We start from the raw sequence: 16,858 nt of genomic DNA, 5'->3' as shown, positions 1-16,858 counted from the left end.
GCGGGGGTCGTTCCGATCAGACCGAAGCGATCGCCTTGTCGTTCAGGCGCTCGCCGCTCTCGAGATCGAACACGTGCACGTGGCCGGGCACGGGCGCGAGGATGACCGTCTCGCCGGCGCTCGGGTGACGACGACCGTCGACGCGCGCCACGATGTCGGTGCGCTTGCCGTTGATCTCGGAGTGGCCGTACAGGTAGCCGTCGGCGCCGAGCTCTTCGATCAGGTCGACGACGACCGAGAGGCCCTTGCCGTCGGCCGGAGCCACCTGGATGTCCTCGGGACGCACACCGATCGTGACCTCGGTGCCGTGCGCCTTGCCGATGGTGTCGGCCTCGACGGGGACCACGAGGTCACCGAAGCGAACGCCGCCCTCGGCCAGGTCGGCCGGGAAGAGGTTCATGGCGGGGGAGCCGATGAAGCCGGCGACGAAGACGTTCTTCGGCTTCTCGTACAGGTCGCGCGGGGTGCCGACCTGCTGCAGCAGGCCGTCCTTCAGCACGGCGATGCGGTCACCCATGGTGAGCGCCTCGGTCTGGTCGTGCGTGACGTAGACCGTGGTGACGCCGAGGCGGCGAACCAGCGACGCGATCTGCGTACGCGTCTGCACGCGGAGCTTGGCGTCGAGGTTCGACAGCGGCTCGTCCATGAGGAAGACCTGGGGCTGACGCACGATGGCGCGACCCATGGCGACACGCTGACGCTGACCACCCGAGAGGGCCTTCGGCTTGCGGGTCAGGTACTCCTCGAGGTCGAGGAGCTTGGCTGCCTCGAGCACACGCTGGGCGCGCTCCTCCTTGCCGACGCCGGCGATCTTGAGCGCGAAGCCCATGTTCTCGGCGACCGTCATGTGGGGGTAGAGGGCGTAGTTCTGGAACACCATCGCGATGTCGCGGTCCTTCGGCGGGACGTCGGTGACGTCGCGGTCGCCGATGCGGATGCTGCCCGAGTTGACCTCTTCGAGGCCGGCGAGCATGCGCAGCGAGGTGGACTTACCGCAACCGGAGGGGCCGACCAGGACGAGGAACTCGCCGTCTCCGACCTCGAGGTTGAGCTTGTCGACGGCCGGGCGGGTTCCCCCCGGGTACAGACGCGTTGCGTTGTCGAACGTGACAGTTGCCACTGTTTCTTCTCCTTCACCGGCAGGTACGTGCCGGACGATCCGTAGTGATGGATGCGCGGGGGTGACCCGCAACGCCCGCCATCGGGCGCACCTCTCAGTATGGCACGAGCGTCTGGGCATTTCTCAGGCTGTCTGGCTAGCATCGGATCGGCTGTTTCCCGTGCGGCCCGACCGGACTCCGCCGGTCCCTACGTTTTCTTCAGAGGTCCTATGTCGAGCGACGACTCATCGAACGTCCCGGCGCCGAGCGATCGCCGCGAGGCGGTGCGCGAGAAGGCGCAGCGAGTGCGGCAGCGCCACGCGCGAGTCGGTCGACTTCGCCTGGCCGCGCTCTCGATCAGCGGCGTGGCGGTCGTCGGTGCCGTGGTCGCGGCGGTGGTGTTCGCGGTGAGTTCGTCGACCTCCTCCCCGCAGCTGCAGCCGAGCGGCGCGGTCGACGGCGGCTTCGCCGTCGCATCCGTCGCCGGTGTGTCGGTGCTCGGCGGTTCGGTGGACGAGTCCGCGCCGACAGAGTCTGCGGCGCCGCAGGGTGACACGACCCCCACGCCGGTACCCACGAACCGGTCCTCCGTCGACATCCGCGTCTACGTGGATTACCTCGCGCCCGGCGCGAAGCAGTTCGAGACGGCGAACGCTCCCCAGCTTTCCTCGTGGGTGACGGAGGGGGCTGCGACGCTCTCGTACCACCCCGTCGCCATGCTCACGGCCAAGTCGAACGGCACGAAGTACTCGCTGCGTGCCGCGGGTGCAGCGGCCTGTGTCGCGACCTATTCGCCCGACACGGTGTTCGCGTTCAACCACCAACTGCTGCTGCAGCAGCCCGAGGCCACATCCGACGGGCTGAGCGACGAGACGCTCGCCGACATGGCCCAGGCAGCGGGGGCGGCCGAACCCCGTCAGGTGCGTTCCTGCATCGAGAACGGCGAGTTCATGGCATGGGCCAAGAGCGCGACCGACGCGGCCGTCGCCGGCATCCCCGGCACGGACGGGCTGACACTCACCAGCACGCCGATGATCTTCGTCAACGGCGAGCTGTACCAGGGCGCACTCGACGACCCGAAGGAGTTCGCGCAGTTCGTGCTCACCACGGCGAGCGACGCGTACTACCGCACGGCCAGCCCCACGCCCACGCCGACCCCGTCGTCGTGATCCGCCCGCGCTGAGCGCATAGACTCGTCCCTGCGCTCGCGAGGGCGTGAGACCGCCAGGCGGTCACGCCGGCTTGGCGCAATTGGTAGCGCACCGTACTTGTAATACGGGGGTTGCAGGTTCAAGTCCTGTAGCCGGCACGGGAACACTGGGAATGCGGGGGAGCGAGAGTCAGAAACAGGGCTCCGACCCAACGGAAACCCAGCGCTTTGCGCGGTGGTGCGCCCACCGCGGGGGAAGTCCAGAGCGGTCATCGTGTGCGCAGAGCTCGTCGCTGCTTTCTCGGTTTACGGGTGCACACTGCCTGCCCCGAGCCGAGTCCATCGCAGGCTATGTTTCCGTCTTGCTCGCGGTCGTGTACTTGGTGCTCTATGAAGTCGTCGGATTCTCTGTCGCACCCATCGTGACCTTCGCGGGTGAGCCGGGGACCGCTTCGTACGTTCTCGTCTTCTTCGCCGGTCCGGTGCTTCTCGGCTGCCTTCTGTCGGCGATCTTCGGTGCGTCGGTGGGATGGTTGCGCGGTCTGTTTGCGCGACAGCCGATCGTCGGCAGGGGTTGGATGTGGATCGCTGTCGCTGTCGCTCTGCTTTTCAACGTGCTGCACATGTTCAGCATCGATTACGACGCCGCTGGCTTGGACTACGTGTTCACCTAACCTTCTCGTCGGTCAGGCGATCGTGCCGACCCTGCTGCAACTCGTGTACACGTTCTTCTTCGGCATCCTTATGTACCTGGCAATGCGGGTTACGCGCACGCTGCTAGCCCCCGTGCTTTTGCACGCGAGCACGGATCCCGCGATCTTCATGCAAGCTCAGTACCCCGCCGAAGGACCCCTTGCTGCCGTCGCTAGCCTTGGCAACTTTGCGGTCATCGCTGTGGGCCTCGTGCTCGTCTTCCTCATCCGAGGCAGGGTAGGCGCTCAGGTCGATCGTGAGGGACAACTGTCCTAGCGCCCGAAGGGTGCGTTGCATGCCCGGCCACAAACCAGATCGTCACGAAGGGTTCCACAACCACGGGGAACCTCACTCGCGAACGCTGGTGAAGGCTCGGAGATGAGCTCGTGGGTGAACTTCTGGGTGAGTCCGCGCGCGACACCCGCTTCTCCGGGAATCCGAACCCGTATAAAGACCTAAGCAAGCGAAGCGACCGAGCGCGACACGCAATCTGCTCCCAGCCCGAATGGGCAGACAACCGGTCGCCGCATCCCGCGCGTCGGGGGTGACAGAGTAATTGGATTGATCGTTGTTCGATGTGAGTCAGGCCGAGCGGGCAGCGCAGATAGGGCTTCGCGGCGCTGATCACCTCGGGGCTTCCGTCCTGCATCGAGTGGCCGCGATCCCGTCTCTGTCGCTTGCTGAGGTTGATGGCGCGGTCCGGTTGCGCGCAAGTACCGGCGTCATCCTTGCTCGGCTGCAGATCGGTGCATACGCCGAAGCTCTCGAACTGGCCGAGCGGATCGCCGAGTTGATGCCGGCCTCGGTCGGCGCGTTTCTCTCTCCGTTGGAGTGCAGCGTGATGTGGTCCGCGGTGGCCGAAGCGTTCGTGACATCGGGGCAGGCGCGCGAAGGCGCAACCTTCTCTTACCGCGCCGCGCAGGCGGCCGAAGCCGCGGAGAGCGAAGAGGCGCTCTTCCGAGCCCATTCTCTGGTCTGTGTCTGCTCGGCGCTGTTCGGCGATTACGCGGCTGCAACAGACGCCGCCGCGACGGCCCGGGCAATCGCTCGAAGGTCGGGGTGGTCGCCCGACGTGAGCGGCTTTCCACTCATCCTGGGCGAGATCCTCATCCACTCCGCGGAGCTCGACCCGGACAGACTCTCCGCATTGGCCAGCGCCTTGAGGACGTTCCCGTCGAATCCGCGATATGCAGCCGCCGCCACGGCTGTGGACTCCATGGTCGCCCTCGTCAACGGTGACCCTGGTGCGGCGGTCACAATCGCGACGAACGTGGTCGCGAGCACGCGCGACGAGAGGGTGCTCCCCATGATCCGTGGCTTCGCAACGGGAATTCTCGCCGATGCCCTTCTGACACGCGGTGAGCCGGACCGTGCGCTCACCGTGCTGGATCAGATCCCCTCTCCTGCGGGGCACGCCCTCTGTTTCGACATGCAGCGAGCGTCGGCGTACTTGATGCGGGAAGACTATGCGGCGGTCCTTCGCGTCACGAGCGGATGCGTGTCTCTGGGTACGGAGCACAGTCTGCGGACTCTGACGCCGATACTCCTTCGCCGTGCTCTCGCGCACCTGGCGCTCGGAGACCAGCGCATTGCGGACATCGAAGTCGAGGACGCCCTGAGAATGATGACGGAGTCGGGGTCGGCGACGCCGCTGCTGACGCTGTCGATCACGCAGCTGCAGACTCTTCTCACGAAGTTCGCGGCGCGCAACGAGGCGTGGGAATCGCTTGTGTCCTCGCTGTCGAACCGGCTGAAGAAGCTGCCCAAGCCGTCCGGGTTACGTGTGCGAGCCTTGCCGCTGCTCACGCCACGCGAGACGGAGCTGGCGTGGCAGATGAGGGAGGACCTCACCCTCGATCAGATTGCTCGCGAACGTTTCGTCTCCAGGAACACGGTGAAGTCGCAAGTGCGATCGCTCTACGTCAAACTCGGAGTCTCTTCACGTCAGAGTGCAGTGCAGCTTCTGGAGCGAGGCGGGTTCTATGAGCGTCAGCCACCTCGCCGCAACTGACACCGGCATGCTCCCGGCTCACCCCGCGAAGCCGTACGTCGCGGCGAGCGAACGCAGTTCTTCCACGGATGAGATACCGAGTTTGCGATATGCGCTCCGGATCTGAGACTTGACGGTGTTGATCGAGAGGTAGTGCTCCGTCGCGATCTCCTCGAGCGTCGCGTCATTGAGGCGAACGCCGAGTACCGCCCGCTCGCGTGGTGTCAGTTTCTGGAACGGGTCGCCCGCATCGACTCTGGCGGCGCGGACGATCGCGTCGGCGACATCCGGTGAGAGCGTGTTGCTGTCAGCGGTGAGTTCGCGCACGTCGGCACGGGGGAGCAGCGCGAACGGCGAGTACAACTCCTGCTCCGACGCGATGGATGCGGCCAGGCGGAACTCGTCCGCGCCCGTGCCCATCGCGAGATGGCGAGAGGCAGCCGCGCGCAGCGCGAGCGCTGCGACCAGCGCACGCGGCGCGTGCGAGCTGCTCGCGCTCATGAGCGAAGCCGCATGCATCACTCTCTCGTCGAGCCCCGCGTGCGCGTCTGCTGCGATGCGCTGAACACGCACGAGCGCGGAGATGACCTCGCCGCCGAGATCGTCATCGACTCCCAGAGCCTCGCGGGCGGCGGTGTGCATTCCCAGCTTCGTGAGAAGAGCATGCTTCGAGAGAGCCACAAATGCGGCGCTCTGCCCCCGCGAGGCGGAGTCCGCGATGGTCATCGCGGGCGCGTCCACGCCCACCAACAGGCGCATGGCCTCGCCGGGTGATTCCGCGAGGAGCGCGCTGACGTACATATGCGCATGAGTGCGTTCGCTCGCCGCCTGGAGATCGACGAGCGCGAGGCGCGCTCTCGCCTCATCGAAGGAGAGCCGGTCAGACAGAAGCAGCGCCTCCGCGAGGAGGACCACCGCGCGGCTGCGAGGTGCCCACCAGTCGTCCCCCATTTCGGGTACGCGCTCGAGCCACCGTCGCGCCTCCGAGTTCCGCCCGGCCAGTGCGTGGCACCATGCGATGGCGGCGGCGCTTCTGGACTGACCCATGAGGTCTCCCAGGAGAAGAGCCAAGTCGTAGCTGTAGGAGTACTCGCGGAACGCAGGCCGGAGATCGCCGGCGTGCTCCCACACGTAGCCCCATGCATACGTCATCTCCGGGAGAGCGGGCCGCATGTTCTCGCGTTCATCCACTGCGCTCTCATCCAGCACCCGGCGCGCGAGTAGGGCATGCTGCGTAGCTTCGTTCAGGTCGCCGCCGGCGCGTGCTGCCGCGGCCCGGATGGTCAGTTGGGTGACGCGGTCGAAGGCCGACTGCGCTTCGCTGGCGGACGTGCCGCCCCGAAACTTGGTCGTATGAGAGCCCGGACCGTCGATGATCCTGTCCAGGTACACCTTGCCCTGGATGATGCGTGAGTTGCGTCGGGCGAAATCCTCCGGGAATCGGAACAGCCATGTCCGCAGTCGACGGGGCTCCGTAAGGAGGGTTTCACCCCAGTGGACCTCGATGAGACCGGCTGCGCGCTGCCAGTCGCGCGCCTCCAACAGCTGCTCGATCTGTCGGCCGATGGCATGCGTCAAAGTCGTCACCCCCGACACGGCATCGACGCCGTTTCGGGTAGGCGCCCTGTCCGTGCTCCGACACCCCTATGTCGGTCTGTTCGACCATATCAGCGGCGTCGTCCGGGCCGCCGATGGACGGTCAGAACCCGGGGGCCAGAACTCCTGCGGTGACGGCCACGGCGACGGCAGCCAGCCCCGCCCATGTCGCAGCCACGAAGGGCAGGCGTTCGCGAGTGCGCAACCGCTGCCGGTTTATCGGATCGGAGACGACCGTCGTCAGCGACGCCTTCGCGGCGGCGAGGGTCGCATAACGCCCCACGGGTGAGGAGAAGCGGTCGAAAGCGACGAAGCTGCCGTCGTCGTTGCGGTCGATGTAGCCGAAGAAGTCTCCGTCGCGCTGAGCGACGTACAGCCCGTCATCGGCCTGATTCCATGTGGTCCGGGATGTGGCCGCGATGAACGGCGCGAGCGTCGTCGTCATGCCGCCCGCCGACGCGGCTGCTGCTGCTGGGCGGCGGGAACCTCGTCGTCCATGTCGACCGTGAGCCCCGCCGTCGAACTGGCGGACTCGGCGAGCGACTGAAGGAAGACGGGGTTCAGCGATTCGGGCTCGGCGGAGGAGAGGACGAAGCGCAGCGGGATGGATGAGTGGATCCACAGCGTCTCGCGCCCGTCTGCCCCGCGGAGGTTGAGCGTGAAGGACTCCTGGCGACGCAACTTCGTGGTGGCGACCACCTTGACGTGCGCCAGCAGGCGATCGCTCATCTCGACCGGGTCAGTGGCGTTTGCGTAGTAGAGCTGTCCCATGAGGATGCCTTTCGATCGAGAGGAAGCTTGTTCGATGTGGACATTACTAGGTAGACTAGCGATATGGCAAACAAACATTTCGCGAATCGTGAGTTTCGATGAGCGACCGCGCGATGTACTGGTATGACGCGAATGACGTGCGCCAGCAAGCGGGAAGGCGAGTGCTCGACGCGCTGCGGACCTATCGCGCCTCCGAGATGGCGATGCGCCGCCGTACCCAGGACTCCATGGGCATGGGCGAGAACGACCTTCTCGTGCTGCAGTATTTGATGCGTGCAGCCGGGCAGGGCGGGGAAGTCTCGCCCGTCGACATCGGCCGCTACCTCGGCGTCTCCACGCCCTCGGTCACCGGCATTCTGGATCGGCTCGAGCGCAGCGGACACCTCAAGCGCAAGCCGCACCCGCAGGACCGACGGCGATTGCTCGTCGAGACGACCGATCTCGCTCACATCGAGGTGCGCCGCACGCTCGACGGTATGCACACGCGGATGATGGCAGCCGTCCGTTTCCTCGACCCGAGGGACGCTGATGCCATCGTCGGCTTCCTCCACGCGATGACGGAGGCTGTGGATGCGGTGGATCCCCCCGTCAGTGCTCAGGTCTCCACCGCCTGAATCCGTCTGATCACCCATATCGGGCAGGGCATGCTCGGGCGTACACTCGCCCGCACGAGGGGGGCGGGGATGCGCAACGTCAAGATCACCGGCAGCGTCTTCTTGATCGGGCTGGCGCTCGTACTCACCGGGTGCGGCGGTACGCCGGACTCGAGCTCTCCCACCAGTGCGGCGGCTGTCTCGACAGGCACGCCTACGCCGACGCCGAGCGTCACCCTCACGCCGAGCCCTCAGGCGGAGCCGGTGCAGATCCCCGGTGATTGCGGCGCGGTCGGCTCTGCTGCGACCCGAGCCGCGACGGTCGACCAGATGACGGAGTACGGCGACGCGGCCCAGTTCACCCGCCCGGAGCCGCCGGGTGCGAACCTCGCCCTCGGCTGCAACTGGATCGTCGGCGACGCCACGGGCTACCTCCTCTTGATCAGTCGAGCGGATGCGGATGCGGCGCAGTCCTATGCGGAGTCGACGCTGCCGGCAGAGGGCTATTCCTGCCAGGTCGGGGACGCGCCCGCCTTCATCTGCACGCAGACGCTCGCCGGGACGACCTACCCCGTCGACACCGTCGAGACGATCTACGTGCGCGACGGCGTGTGGATCTATCAGTCGGCGACGAACACCGATGGGGATGCGTTGCTGACGGATCTGGTCGCTGCTGTCTGGGGATCGTGAACCGCGCCGCCGCGTAGTCTCGATCGGTGACCTCGTCCCACCCGCGTCGCCTGCCCCGACCGATCGCCGTTGCCGGCGCTGTCCTCGTGGGCGTTCTCACCGCGACGCAGGCGCAGATCAACGGCGCGCTGGGTGCAGCGATCGGTGATGCGCTGACGGCCGCCGCCATCTCGTTCGGATCGGGTTTCGTCATCCTGCTCGCCCTCAGTGCGCTGCTGGCGGGCGGTCGTGCGGGAATCGCCCGCCTGGTCGCGGGCGTTCGCGAGCGCCGCATCCCGGTGTGGATGATCCTCGGCGGCGCCGCGGGCGCGTTCACCGTCTTCACGCAGGGGCTCGCGGTCGCGGCGATCGGCGTCGCGGCCTTCACCGTCGGCGTGGTCGCGGGCCAGACCGTCAACGGCGTCGTCCTCGATCGGGTCGGCTACGGCCCCGCCGGCGTCGTCGGCGTCACGATAGGACGCCTTGCCGGGGCTCTGCTCGTCGTTGCGGCGGTCGTCGTCTCACTGGTGGGCGAGCGAGCGGCATCCGTTCCCGTCTGGCTGCTCGTGCTTCCCCTGCTCGCGGGAGCGGGAATCGCCTGGCAGCAGGCCACGAACGGGCGGCTGCGCAACGAGGTGGGCAGTCCGCTGACGGCCACACTCGTGAACTTCGCCGGCGGCACCGTGCTCCTGACGGCTGCGGCCGGCGTGCAGCTCGTGCTTGCAGGACCGCGTCGATTGCCGACCGAGCCCTGGCTCTACGTGGGTGGCGCCATCGGCGTCGTCTACATCTTCCTGTCGGCAGCGCTCGTGCGGCACACCGGTGTCCTGCAGCTGGGGCTCGGCTCGGTGGTCGGCTTGCTCGGTGCGTCGGTCGCCATCGACGCGCTCTTTCCCGGACATGCCGGACCGCCCATCGGGGTGGCGTTGATCGCCGTGGTCGTGGCTGTCATGGGTGTCGTCGTGGCGACCGTTCCCCGTTGGCGGCGTCGATGATCAGCGCGGGAGCCTGCTGAGGAACGCGGCACCGTCGATCTGCTTGATCCGCGTATCGCGGGACGGCTCCGGCTTTCGCCCGACGTAGAGCCACCCCAGCAGCCGTTCGTTCTTGCGCAGCCCGTGCACCTTGGCGACCGCTTTGCTGCGGGTGTAGTGGCCCGTGCGCCAGATGACGCCCCATCCGGCCTCGTCGAGAGCCAGGCTCAGCATGTGGGCGACGCCGGACGCGACTGCCTCCTGCTCCCAATCCGGGACCTTGTCCTTCTGGATGCGGGCGACGACCGCGATCAGCAGGGGGGCGCGCAGCGGCTTGGTCGATGCTCCGTCCTTCTTCTCTGCTTTGTGGATCGCACGCCCGAGACGCTCGCGGTCCTCGCCGCGCAGCTCGATCAGCCGCCAGGGTCGCAGCGACGAGTGGTCGGCCACCCGTCCCGCGGCCGCGACCATGTCGACGAGCTCGTCATGCGTCGGCGCCTCGTCGGTCACTTTGGACCACGATCGGCGCACGCGCATCGCGTCGCGTGCGCCGGTGGTCATGCGTCCGCCTCCGGAGTGAACTCGAGAGCGATCGAGTTCATGCAGTACCGGTCGCCGGTGGGCGTGCCGAAACCGTCGGGGAACACGTGACCCAGGTGGGAGCCGCAGGAGGCGCAGCGCACCTCGGTGCGCACCATCCCGTGGCTGTTGTCCTCGATCAGCTCCACGGCCTCGGGTCGGACCGACTCGTAGAAGCTCGGCCAGCCGCAATGCGAGTCGAACTTCGTCCCGCTCTTGAACAGCTCGGCACCGCACGCGGCACAGGCATACAGTCCCGCCCGCGACTCGTCGAGCAACTCGCCCGTCCAGGCGCGCTCGGTGGCCGCCTCACGCAAGACCGCGTACTTGTCTGCTCCGAGCTCCTCGCGCCACTGCTCCTCGGACTTGTTCACTGCGTAGCTCATTGGTCCTCCTTCTGCTCCATTCAACCCGACCTGCGAGGGCACTGTTCCCGTGTGACCGAGAATGAGCGGGTGAGCGAACTCGAGGCCGTCATCGCGCGCTACCGGCGCTTCGCCGAGGAGGAGGCGCCGGGTCGCAGCCGCCTCTATGAGCAGTGGGCGCTCGCGGTGCAGGCGACTCCGGAGCTCGCCACCGTTCTGGCACGGATCCCCGCAATCCATCGGCAGCCGCCCCTCGTGTTCGCCGTCAGCCGGCTCCTCGGAGCACCGGAGGCGGAGGATGCGGATTGGGGAGCATGGGTGCTCGCGCACGCCGACATCCTCGTGGCGGAGTCCACGGCGCGCTCCGTGCAGACGAACGAGCCCGGGCGCTGCGCCGCGCTGCTTCCCGCGCTCTCACAGATCGAGGGCCCCATCGCACTTCTGGAGATCGGGGCCAGTGCGGGCCTGTGTCTGTATCCGGACCGCTACTCCTATCGCTATGACGCGGATGCGGGACGAACGCGAAGGCTCGATCCGACCGCCGGCCCCGCTGCGGTCATCCTCACCTCCACGTGGAGTGGTCCGGAGACGGAGCTGCGCATGCCGACGGTCGTGTGGCGAGCGGGCATCGACCTGCATCCGCTCGACGCCCGCTCGACCGACGACCGCCGCTGGCTCACGGGGCTCGTCTGGCCGGGGGAGAGCGGACGTCGTGAGCGCATCGAGGCGGCGCTCGACGTCGCGGCCGAAGAACCGCCGATCCTGCGAGCGGCGGATGCGGCGGCACCGGGCGTCATCGCGGAGCTTGCGATGACCGCCCCGTCCGACGCGACCCTCGTGGTCACGACGCCGGGCGTGCTCGCCCATGTTCCGAGGGGCGGGCGGCGACGCATCATCGATGCGGCTCGGGCATCAGGACGCTGGATCACGATCGACGCACCGGGATTGCACGACGGGTGGAACGCGCCGATCGAAGCGGACGCCTGGCCGAAGGATCGCTTCGCGCTGGCGCTGGATGGCGAGGTGCTCGCCGCGGTCGACCCGTTGGGCGCGGCTGTGGAGTGGCGTCCGGATGCGGCGGGCAGGCTCGGTTAGCGTGGCCCTGTGCCCGTGCGCGACCCCGCATCCGACGCTCTGAGCGAGCGCGACTCCCAGCTGCTCGCCTTCGAGGCGCGCTGGCTCGGACACACCGGCGCCAAGGAGGAGGCGATCCGCGTCGAACTGCAGCTCACCCCGGCGCGGTACTACCAACTGCTGGGACGGCTGATCGACTCGCAGGCCGCCCTGGCACAGGATCCGCTCCTCGTCGGTCGCCTGCGCCGCATCCGCGACGAGCGTCGGCGTGAGCGCTCGACGGCCCGCCGCGGCGCCTGAGACCCCGCTCCGCGGGCGGAGCGACACGCTCCGGTAGCATCGTGGGGTGTCCCGAACCCCGCATCCCCGCGACCGCTTCGACGACCTGCCGAACGCCTCGGGGCGTGTCGGAGCCCACCGCGCCGAGAACCCGCGCATGCGGGCGGGCGTGGTCACCCTCTGGGCGATCGTCGTCACGATCGTGCTCATCGCCGCGGGGATCTTCGGGAGCCTGGTGCTCTCCGGGCGGATCGTGCTGGTGCCCTCGCCGACTCCGACGCCGACTCCGACGCCCGAAGTGACGCCCGTCGTCGACATGTCCTTCTCCGTGCTGGTGCTCAACGCGACGCCGGAGACGGGACTCGCGACCACCCTGAAGGACGAACTCATCGCGAAGGGCTGGGGTGCCGACCTCGTCAACGCGAGCAGCGCCAGCGCCACCGACTTCCCGCAGACGACGGTCTACTACGCGTTCCCGGGGGACGAGGCGGCGGCCAAGGGTCTCGCCGAGCTCATCGGCGGGGCGGATGTCGCCGAGAGCACGCAGTACCAGCCGACCGACGACGCCGGCACGGCCGATGTGGACGAGTCACAGGCGAAACAGCTCACGATCGTGATCGGACTGGACCGCACCGCTGCGGGGGCGCCGAGCCCCACTCCGACCCCCTGAGGCTCCTCCTCGACGGCCGCGTGTTTCCGCGGCGTAAACAGTTCGCTGCTGCTGTGTCAACTGTGCCGGATCCGTCGCTTCGACGCTGTGTCGGCTGCATACGATGACTGCGTTCTACAGCATCAGGAGACTCGTATGGCCCAGGGCACCGTCAAATGGTTCAACGCCGAGAAGGGGTATGGATTCATCACCTCCGGCGACGGTGAGGACGTCTTCGTCCACTACTCGAACATCGACATGACCGGATTCCGCGTCCTCGAAGAAGGGCAGGCCGTGGAGTTCACGGTCGGCAGCGGACAGAAGGGTCCGCAGGCCGAGTCGGTTCGCATCGTCGCCTGAGACCCCCACTCCCGAGACCCCCGAGCGCCCGCCGGTGCTCGGGGGTCTCGTCGTGTGCGCCGCGCTCTCTCACGGCACTCGCGGCGGCTTGCACTCCCCGGGGGCGAGTGCCAGAATGGATTAGCACTCGATATCACTGAGTGCTAAAGACACAAGCCAACGTCCGGGAGGGACGAGACACACATGGCAAAGATCATCGCTTTCGATGAGGAGGCCCGTCGTGGCCTCGAGCGCGGCCTGAACACCCTGGCCGACGCCGTCAAGGTGACCCTGGGTCCCCGTGGCCGCAACGTCGTCCTCGAGAAGAAGTGGGGCGCACCCACGATCACGAACGACGGTGTCTCCATCGCCAAGGAGATCGAGCTCGACGACCCGTACGAGAAGATCGGCGCGGAGCTCGTCAAGGAGGTCGCGAAGAAGACCGATGACGTCGCCGGTGACGGAACCACGACGGCCACGGTCCTCGCTCAGGCGCTCGTGCGCGAAGGTCTGCGCAACGTCGCAGCCGGCGCCGACCCGATCTCGCTCAAGAAGGGCATCGAGAAGGCTGTCGCCGCGGTGACCGAGGCGCTGCTGGCCGACGCCAAGGAGATCGAGTCCAAGGAGCAGATCGCCGCCACCGCGTCGATCTCCGCCGCCGACCCCGCGATCGGCGAGCTCATCGCCGAGGCGATCGACAAGGTCGGCAAGGAGGGCGTGGTCACCGTCGAGGAGTCCAACACCTTCGGCACCGAGCTCGAGCTCACCGAGGGTATGCGCTTCGACAAGGGCTACCTGAACCCCTACTTCGTGACCGACCCGGAGCGCCAGGAGGCGGTCTTCGAAGACCCCTACATCCTGATCGCCAACCAGAAGATCTCGAACATCAAGGACCTCCTGCCGATCGTGGACAAGGTGATCCAGGATGGCAAGGAGCTCCTCATCATCGCCGAGGACGTCGAGGGCGAAGCTCTCGCGACCCTGGTGCTGAACAAGATCCGCGGCATCTTCAAGTCGGCCGCCGTCAAGGCTCCCGGCTTCGGCGACCGCCGCAAGGCCCAGCTGCAGGACATCGCGATCCTCACGGGCGGCCAGGTCATCACCGAGGAGGTCGGTCTCAAGCTCGAGAACGCCACCCTCGATCTGCTCGGACGTGCCCGCAAGGTCATCATCACCAAGGACGAGACCACGATCGTCGAGGGTGCCGGTGACTCCGCTCAGATCGAGGGTCGCGTGACCCAGATCCGTCGCGAGATCGACAACACGGACAGCGACTACGACCGCGAGAAGCTCCAGGAGCGCCTCGCCAAGCTCGCGGGTGGCGTCGCCGTCATCAAGGCGGGCGCGGCCACCGAGGTCGAGCTCAAGGAGCGCAAGCACCGCATCGAGGACGCCGTCCGCAACGCGAAGGCTGCCGTCGAGGAGGGTGTCGTGGCCGGTGGTGGCGTCGCGCTCATCCAGGCCGGTAAGACCGCGTTCCAGGGTCTGACGCTGACGGGCGACGAGGCGACCGGCGCGAACATCGTTCGTGTCGCGATCGAGGCTCCGCTCAAGCAGATCGCCCTCAACGCCGGTCTTGAGCCCGGTGTCGTCGCCAACAAGGTGGCTGACCTGCCCGTCGGTCACGGCCTGAACGCCGCGACCGGTGAGTACGGCGACCTCTTCGCGCAGGGCATCATCGACCCCGCCAAGGTCACCCGTTCGGCGCTGCAGAACGCCGCGTCGATCGCCGGTCTGTTCCTGACCACCGAGGCCGTCGTCGCCGACAAGCCGGAGAAGGCTGCCGCCGCTCCCGCTGACCCGTCGGGCGGCATGGACTTCTGAGTCCAGACCTCACGAACGGATGCCCCGGCCCCGCAAGGGACCGGGGCATCCGCCGTTTCCGGTGGGGGGACCGGAGATCTCAGCGGAACAGCGTCATGTTCGCCTGCTCCGCCTCGGTGTAGTGCTGTGCGGCCACGCCGAGCGCCACGTGGATGCTCGCGAGGGCGTCCTCCACGGTGCGCTGGGCGGCCCGCCACTGTTCGATCGTGCCCTGGAACATGCCGGATGCGGCTCCGGTCCACGAGCTCTGGAGCGCGCCCAGCTGCGCGAGCAGTGCGGTGGACTCTCCCTGCAGTCGGTCGATGGTTCCACGGATCGCGATGGTCGCTGACGCCACTTGGTCGCTGTCTACGGCGAAGGTCGCCATGGGGAGCCCCTCTCTGTCGGAGACTCCGACGCTAGGGGTCGCGGACTCGGCGTCGCCGTGTCTCTCGCAGCGGATGGGGACCACATGCCGACTCTCGTCGGGTGGGGAGATCAGGAGCGCGGGAGATCCGGCAGACGCTCCAACGGCTGGGTGTCGATGAGTAGGTGCGCCGAGGCATCCTGGTCGACGGCGAGGGGGAGCGAGACCCGGAAGGTCGCTCCGCCGCCCTCGGAGTCGCGCACCTCGACGGTGCCTTGCAGCGACTCCACGATGGAGGCGACGATCGACAGACCGAGCCCCGATCCGCCCGTCTCCCGGGCGCGGGAGGTGTCGGCGCGCCAGAACCGCTGGAAGATCTGCGTGCGGATCTGCTCCGGAATACCTTCGCCGTGATCGATCACGTCGATCCAACCCATGCGGTTCTCGAGGTCCGTGCCCACGCGCAGCTCGATGGGGGAGTCCGGCGCGGAGAAGCGCTGCGCGTTGCCCAGCAGATTCGCGACGACCTGACGGATGCGGTTCTCCTCGCCCATGACGACCGGCGGCATCATCGGGGTGCGCGGATGGAAGGCCACGGGCAGCGGATGCACCTCTCCGGTGTCGCCGCCGTCACGCGAGCGTCGTCGCAGGCGCGCAGCCAGGGTGATCGCGGCCGTGGGAACGGCGCCGCGCCGCCGCGGCGGCACATCCGCGGGTGCCTGCGGTGAGGCCGAGACCGGGGGCGTCCGCAGGGACTCCGGGGCGGCCGAGGTCGTATCGATCACGCTCACGCTGCGCTGCGGGGCCGAGGCGCCGACATCCAGTGCCGCATCGCGGGCGATCGGGCGCAGGTCCACGGGTGCGAGCACGAGATCGCGCTTCTCATCGAGGCGCGCGAGGGCCAGAAGATCCTCGACCATGGAGGTCATGCGCATGGCTTCCTTCTCGATGCGCTCCATCGCCTGCGCAGTGGCTTCCGCATCCGGGATCGCACCCATCCGGTAGAGCTCCGCGTAACCGCGCACGGTCACGAGGGGCGTGCGCAGCTCGTGGCTCGCGTCTCCGATGAACCTGCGCATCTGGCGCACGGTGGCGTCGCGCTGCGAGATCGCCGCATCGACGCGCCCGAGCATCGTGTTGATGGCGCGCTTGAGGCGGCCGACCTCGGTGGTGTCCGGCTCGATGTCGGTCATGCGCTGACTGAAGTCCCCGCCGGCGATCGCATCGGCCGTGCGCTCCACCTGCCCGAGGCTGCGGAAGGTGAGGGTCACGACCCAGCGGATGAGGAAGGCGCTCGCGATCACGATGACCAACGCCAGGATCGCGTAGATGCCGAGATAGGTGGCGACGATCCGCTCCGTCGGGCCGGTGGGCACCGCGACCAGCTGCACGACGGTCGCATTGGTCCCCTCCACCGGCGTCACGATGACCGTCGCGCGGAAGTGGGAGTTGTTGCTGCCGTCGAGCGTCGTGACGGTGTCCTGGTCGATGTAGGCGCGATCGCAGGGATAGGTGTCGGGAAGCACCGGTGTCGTGGACGCGTCCTGGCCCCCTGCGACCGCGAGTCGAGCACCCTCCGCCGTGCAGGCGTACAGGGCCACCGTGTACGCGGTGCCGCCGGCTTCCTCCCTCGGCGCGAACTCGAGCGTGCCGTCGGCGTCGATCGTGGCCTCCACCAGCGCGCTCGCGATCGCCGACTGAGCCACCTGTTTGAGGTTCTGGTCGAGGTTCGTCAGCAGCGTCGTGCGCAGGAACACCATGGTTCCCAGACCCGCCGCCAGGAGGCCGATGACGAGGACCGCCACCGTCACTCCGGTCACCTTGGCGCGCAGGCTGATCCCGCGCCACCAGCGCGTGACGCTGTCGC

Annotated in this window: 20 protein-coding genes and 1 tRNA gene; 13 read left to right on the top strand and 8 right to left on the bottom strand. The window is 67.8% G+C overall.

Features of this window, described 5'->3' with window-relative positions; all coding sequences use genetic code 11:
* Positions 1-16 precede the first annotated feature (16 nt).
* Positions 17-1,120, bottom strand: a complete 1,104-nt coding sequence (locus tag EHF32_RS07920) for an ABC transporter ATP-binding protein (protein ID WP_137417668.1) — start codon at positions 1,118-1,120, stop codon at positions 17-19.
* 210 nt (positions 1,121-1,330) lie between these two features.
* Between EHF32_RS07920 and EHF32_RS07915 the strand changes: the two genes are divergently transcribed.
* The 5 genes from EHF32_RS07915 to EHF32_RS16040 all read left to right on the top strand — a co-directional run bounded on the left by EHF32_RS07915 (position 1,331) and on the right by EHF32_RS16040 (position 4,954).
* A complete protein-coding gene (locus EHF32_RS07915) occupies positions 1,331-2,269 on the top strand; it encodes a DsbA family protein (RefSeq protein WP_137417667.1) in 939 nt (312 codons plus the stop codon).
* Positions 2,270-2,336: 67 nt separating this feature from the next.
* Positions 2,337-2,409: transfer RNA gene (locus EHF32_RS07910), tRNA-Thr, on the top strand.
* 203 nt (positions 2,410-2,612) lie between these two features.
* Positions 2,613-2,924, top strand: coding sequence for a hypothetical protein (locus tag EHF32_RS07905; RefSeq protein WP_137417666.1), 312 nt, complete (start codon positions 2,613-2,615; stop codon positions 2,922-2,924).
* Between the two features lie 22 nt (positions 2,925-2,946).
* On the top strand, positions 2,947-3,219 hold the full coding sequence (locus tag EHF32_RS16220; RefSeq protein WP_443189845.1) for a hypothetical protein: 273 nt from the start codon (positions 2,947-2,949) through the stop codon (positions 3,217-3,219).
* A 301-nt stretch (positions 3,220-3,520) separates the two neighbouring features.
* On the top strand, positions 3,521-4,954 hold the full coding sequence (locus EHF32_RS16040) for a helix-turn-helix domain-containing protein (RefSeq protein ID WP_238343839.1): 1,434 nt from the start codon (positions 3,521-3,523) through the stop codon (positions 4,952-4,954).
* Between the two features lie 18 nt (positions 4,955-4,972).
* Here EHF32_RS16040 and EHF32_RS16035 read toward each other — a convergent pair whose 3' ends face one another.
* From EHF32_RS16035 to EHF32_RS07885, 3 genes are all read right to left on the bottom strand, one after another.
* Positions 4,973-6,520 (bottom strand): helix-turn-helix domain-containing protein, encoded by a 1,548-nt coding sequence (locus EHF32_RS16035; protein ID WP_137417665.1) that lies wholly within the window; start codon positions 6,518-6,520, stop codon positions 4,973-4,975.
* 112 nt (positions 6,521-6,632) lie between these two features.
* Positions 6,633-6,974, bottom strand: a complete 342-nt coding sequence (locus tag EHF32_RS07890; protein WP_137417664.1) for a hypothetical protein — start codon at positions 6,972-6,974, stop codon at positions 6,633-6,635.
* Positions 6,971-7,300, bottom strand: coding sequence for a DUF7882 family protein (locus tag EHF32_RS07885; RefSeq protein WP_137417663.1), 330 nt, complete (start codon positions 7,298-7,300; stop codon positions 6,971-6,973). The genes EHF32_RS07890 and EHF32_RS07885 overlap by 4 nt, the downstream gene beginning before the upstream one ends.
* Positions 7,301-7,398: 98 nt before the next feature.
* Here EHF32_RS07885 and EHF32_RS07880 point away from each other — a divergent pair, with 98 nt between their 5' ends.
* From EHF32_RS07880 to EHF32_RS07870, 3 genes are all read left to right on the top strand, one after another.
* Positions 7,399-7,914: a MarR family winged helix-turn-helix transcriptional regulator gene (locus EHF32_RS07880; protein WP_137417662.1), complete on the top strand. Its 516-nt coding sequence runs from the start codon at positions 7,399-7,401 to the stop codon at positions 7,912-7,914.
* A 69-nt stretch (positions 7,915-7,983) separates the two neighbouring features.
* Positions 7,984-8,583 carry a hypothetical protein gene (locus EHF32_RS07875; protein WP_137417661.1) on the top strand — a complete coding sequence of 200 codons (600 nt, stop codon included), beginning with the start codon at positions 7,984-7,986 and terminating at the stop codon, positions 8,581-8,583.
* Between the two features lie 26 nt (positions 8,584-8,609).
* Positions 8,610-9,557 (top strand): DMT family transporter, encoded by a 948-nt coding sequence (locus EHF32_RS07870; RefSeq protein WP_238343659.1) that lies wholly within the window; start codon positions 8,610-8,612, stop codon positions 9,555-9,557.
* On the opposite strand, the gene EHF32_RS07865 is transcribed toward EHF32_RS07870, so the two are convergent.
* Positions 9,558-10,097: a nitroreductase family protein gene (locus EHF32_RS07865; protein WP_234074889.1), complete on the bottom strand. Its 540-nt coding sequence runs from the start codon at positions 10,095-10,097 to the stop codon at positions 9,558-9,560.
* The gene (gene msrB / locus EHF32_RS07860) at positions 10,094-10,501 is read right to left on the bottom strand and encodes a peptide-methionine (R)-S-oxide reductase MsrB (RefSeq protein ID WP_137417660.1); all 408 of its coding nucleotides are present in this window, start codon (positions 10,499-10,501) and stop codon (positions 10,094-10,096) included. Before msrB ends, EHF32_RS07865 begins: the two co-directional genes overlap by 4 nt.
* A gap of 69 nt (positions 10,502-10,570) precedes the next feature.
* On the opposite strand from msrB, the gene EHF32_RS07855 reads away from it, so the two are divergent.
* The 5 genes from EHF32_RS07855 (at position 10,571) to groL (ending at position 14,645) form a co-directional block, all read left to right on the top strand.
* A complete protein-coding gene (locus EHF32_RS07855) occupies positions 10,571-11,575 on the top strand; it encodes a DUF2332 domain-containing protein (protein WP_137417659.1) in 1,005 nt (334 codons plus the stop codon).
* A gap of 9 nt (positions 11,576-11,584) precedes the next feature.
* Entirely contained in the window at positions 11,585-11,854 is a 270-nt protein-coding gene (locus EHF32_RS07850; RefSeq protein WP_234074892.1) for a DUF3263 domain-containing protein, read from the top strand.
* 46 nt (positions 11,855-11,900) lie between these two features.
* Positions 11,901-12,503, top strand: coding sequence for a LytR C-terminal domain-containing protein (locus EHF32_RS07845; RefSeq protein WP_137417658.1), 603 nt, complete (start codon positions 11,901-11,903; stop codon positions 12,501-12,503).
* A gap of 135 nt (positions 12,504-12,638) precedes the next feature.
* Positions 12,639-12,842, top strand: coding sequence for a cold-shock protein (locus EHF32_RS07840; RefSeq protein WP_137417657.1), 204 nt, complete (start codon positions 12,639-12,641; stop codon positions 12,840-12,842).
* A gap of 183 nt (positions 12,843-13,025) precedes the next feature.
* Positions 13,026-14,645, top strand: coding sequence for a chaperonin GroEL (gene groL, locus EHF32_RS07835; protein ID WP_137417656.1), 1,620 nt, complete (start codon positions 13,026-13,028; stop codon positions 14,643-14,645).
* 79 nt (positions 14,646-14,724) lie between these two features.
* On the opposite strand, the gene EHF32_RS07830 is transcribed toward groL, so the two are convergent.
* Together EHF32_RS07830 and EHF32_RS07825 are read right to left on the bottom strand one after the other, a co-directional pair.
* Positions 14,725-15,012 carry a WXG100 family type VII secretion target gene (locus tag EHF32_RS07830; RefSeq protein WP_137417655.1) on the bottom strand — a complete coding sequence of 96 codons (288 nt, stop codon included), beginning with the start codon at positions 15,010-15,012 and terminating at the stop codon, positions 14,725-14,727.
* A gap of 110 nt (positions 15,013-15,122) precedes the next feature.
* Positions 15,123-16,802 (bottom strand): sensor histidine kinase, encoded by a 1,680-nt coding sequence (locus tag EHF32_RS07825; RefSeq protein WP_137417654.1) that lies wholly within the window; start codon positions 16,800-16,802, stop codon positions 15,123-15,125.
* Positions 16,803-16,858: the final 56 nt, after the last annotated feature.

The sequence above is a fragment of the Microbacterium sp. RG1 genome, from assembly GCF_005347485.1.
Classification (GTDB): Bacteria; Actinomycetota; Actinomycetes; order Actinomycetales; family Microbacteriaceae; genus Microbacterium; species Microbacterium binotii_A.
The sequence above is the reverse complement of the archived record's forward strand: the minus strand, read 5'-3'. Positions and strand labels throughout refer to the sequence as shown.

Bases quoted from the DNA above. Each gene is read 5' to 3' on its own strand.
- EHF32_RS07880 (WP_137417662.1), top strand. From the start codon at position 7,399: ATGAGCGACCGCGCGATGTACTGGTATGACGCGAATGACGTGCGCCAG.
- EHF32_RS07915 (WP_137417667.1), top strand. From the start codon at position 1,331: ATGTCGAGCGACGACTCATCGAACGTCCCGGCGCCGAGCGATCGCCGC.
- EHF32_RS07865 (WP_234074889.1), bottom strand. From the start codon at position 10,097: ATGACCACCGGCGCACGCGACGCGATGCGCGTGCGCCGATCGTGGTCC.
- EHF32_RS07840 (WP_137417657.1), top strand. From the start codon at position 12,639: ATGGCCCAGGGCACCGTCAAATGGTTCAACGCCGAGAAGGGGTATGGA.
- EHF32_RS07875 (WP_137417661.1), top strand. From the start codon at position 7,984: ATGCGCAACGTCAAGATCACCGGCAGCGTCTTCTTGATCGGGCTGGCG.
- EHF32_RS07885 (WP_137417663.1), bottom strand. From the start codon at position 7,300: ATGGGACAGCTCTACTACGCAAACGCCACTGACCCGGTCGAGATGAGC.
- EHF32_RS07830 (WP_137417655.1), bottom strand. From the start codon at position 15,012: ATGGCGACCTTCGCCGTAGACAGCGACCAAGTGGCGTCAGCGACCATC.
- EHF32_RS07890 (WP_137417664.1), bottom strand. From the start codon at position 6,974: ATGACGACGACGCTCGCGCCGTTCATCGCGGCCACATCCCGGACCACA.
- msrB (WP_137417660.1), bottom strand. From the start codon at position 10,501: ATGAGCTACGCAGTGAACAAGTCCGAGGAGCAGTGGCGCGAGGAGCTC.
- groL (WP_137417656.1), top strand. From the start codon at position 13,026: ATGGCAAAGATCATCGCTTTCGATGAGGAGGCCCGTCGTGGCCTCGAG.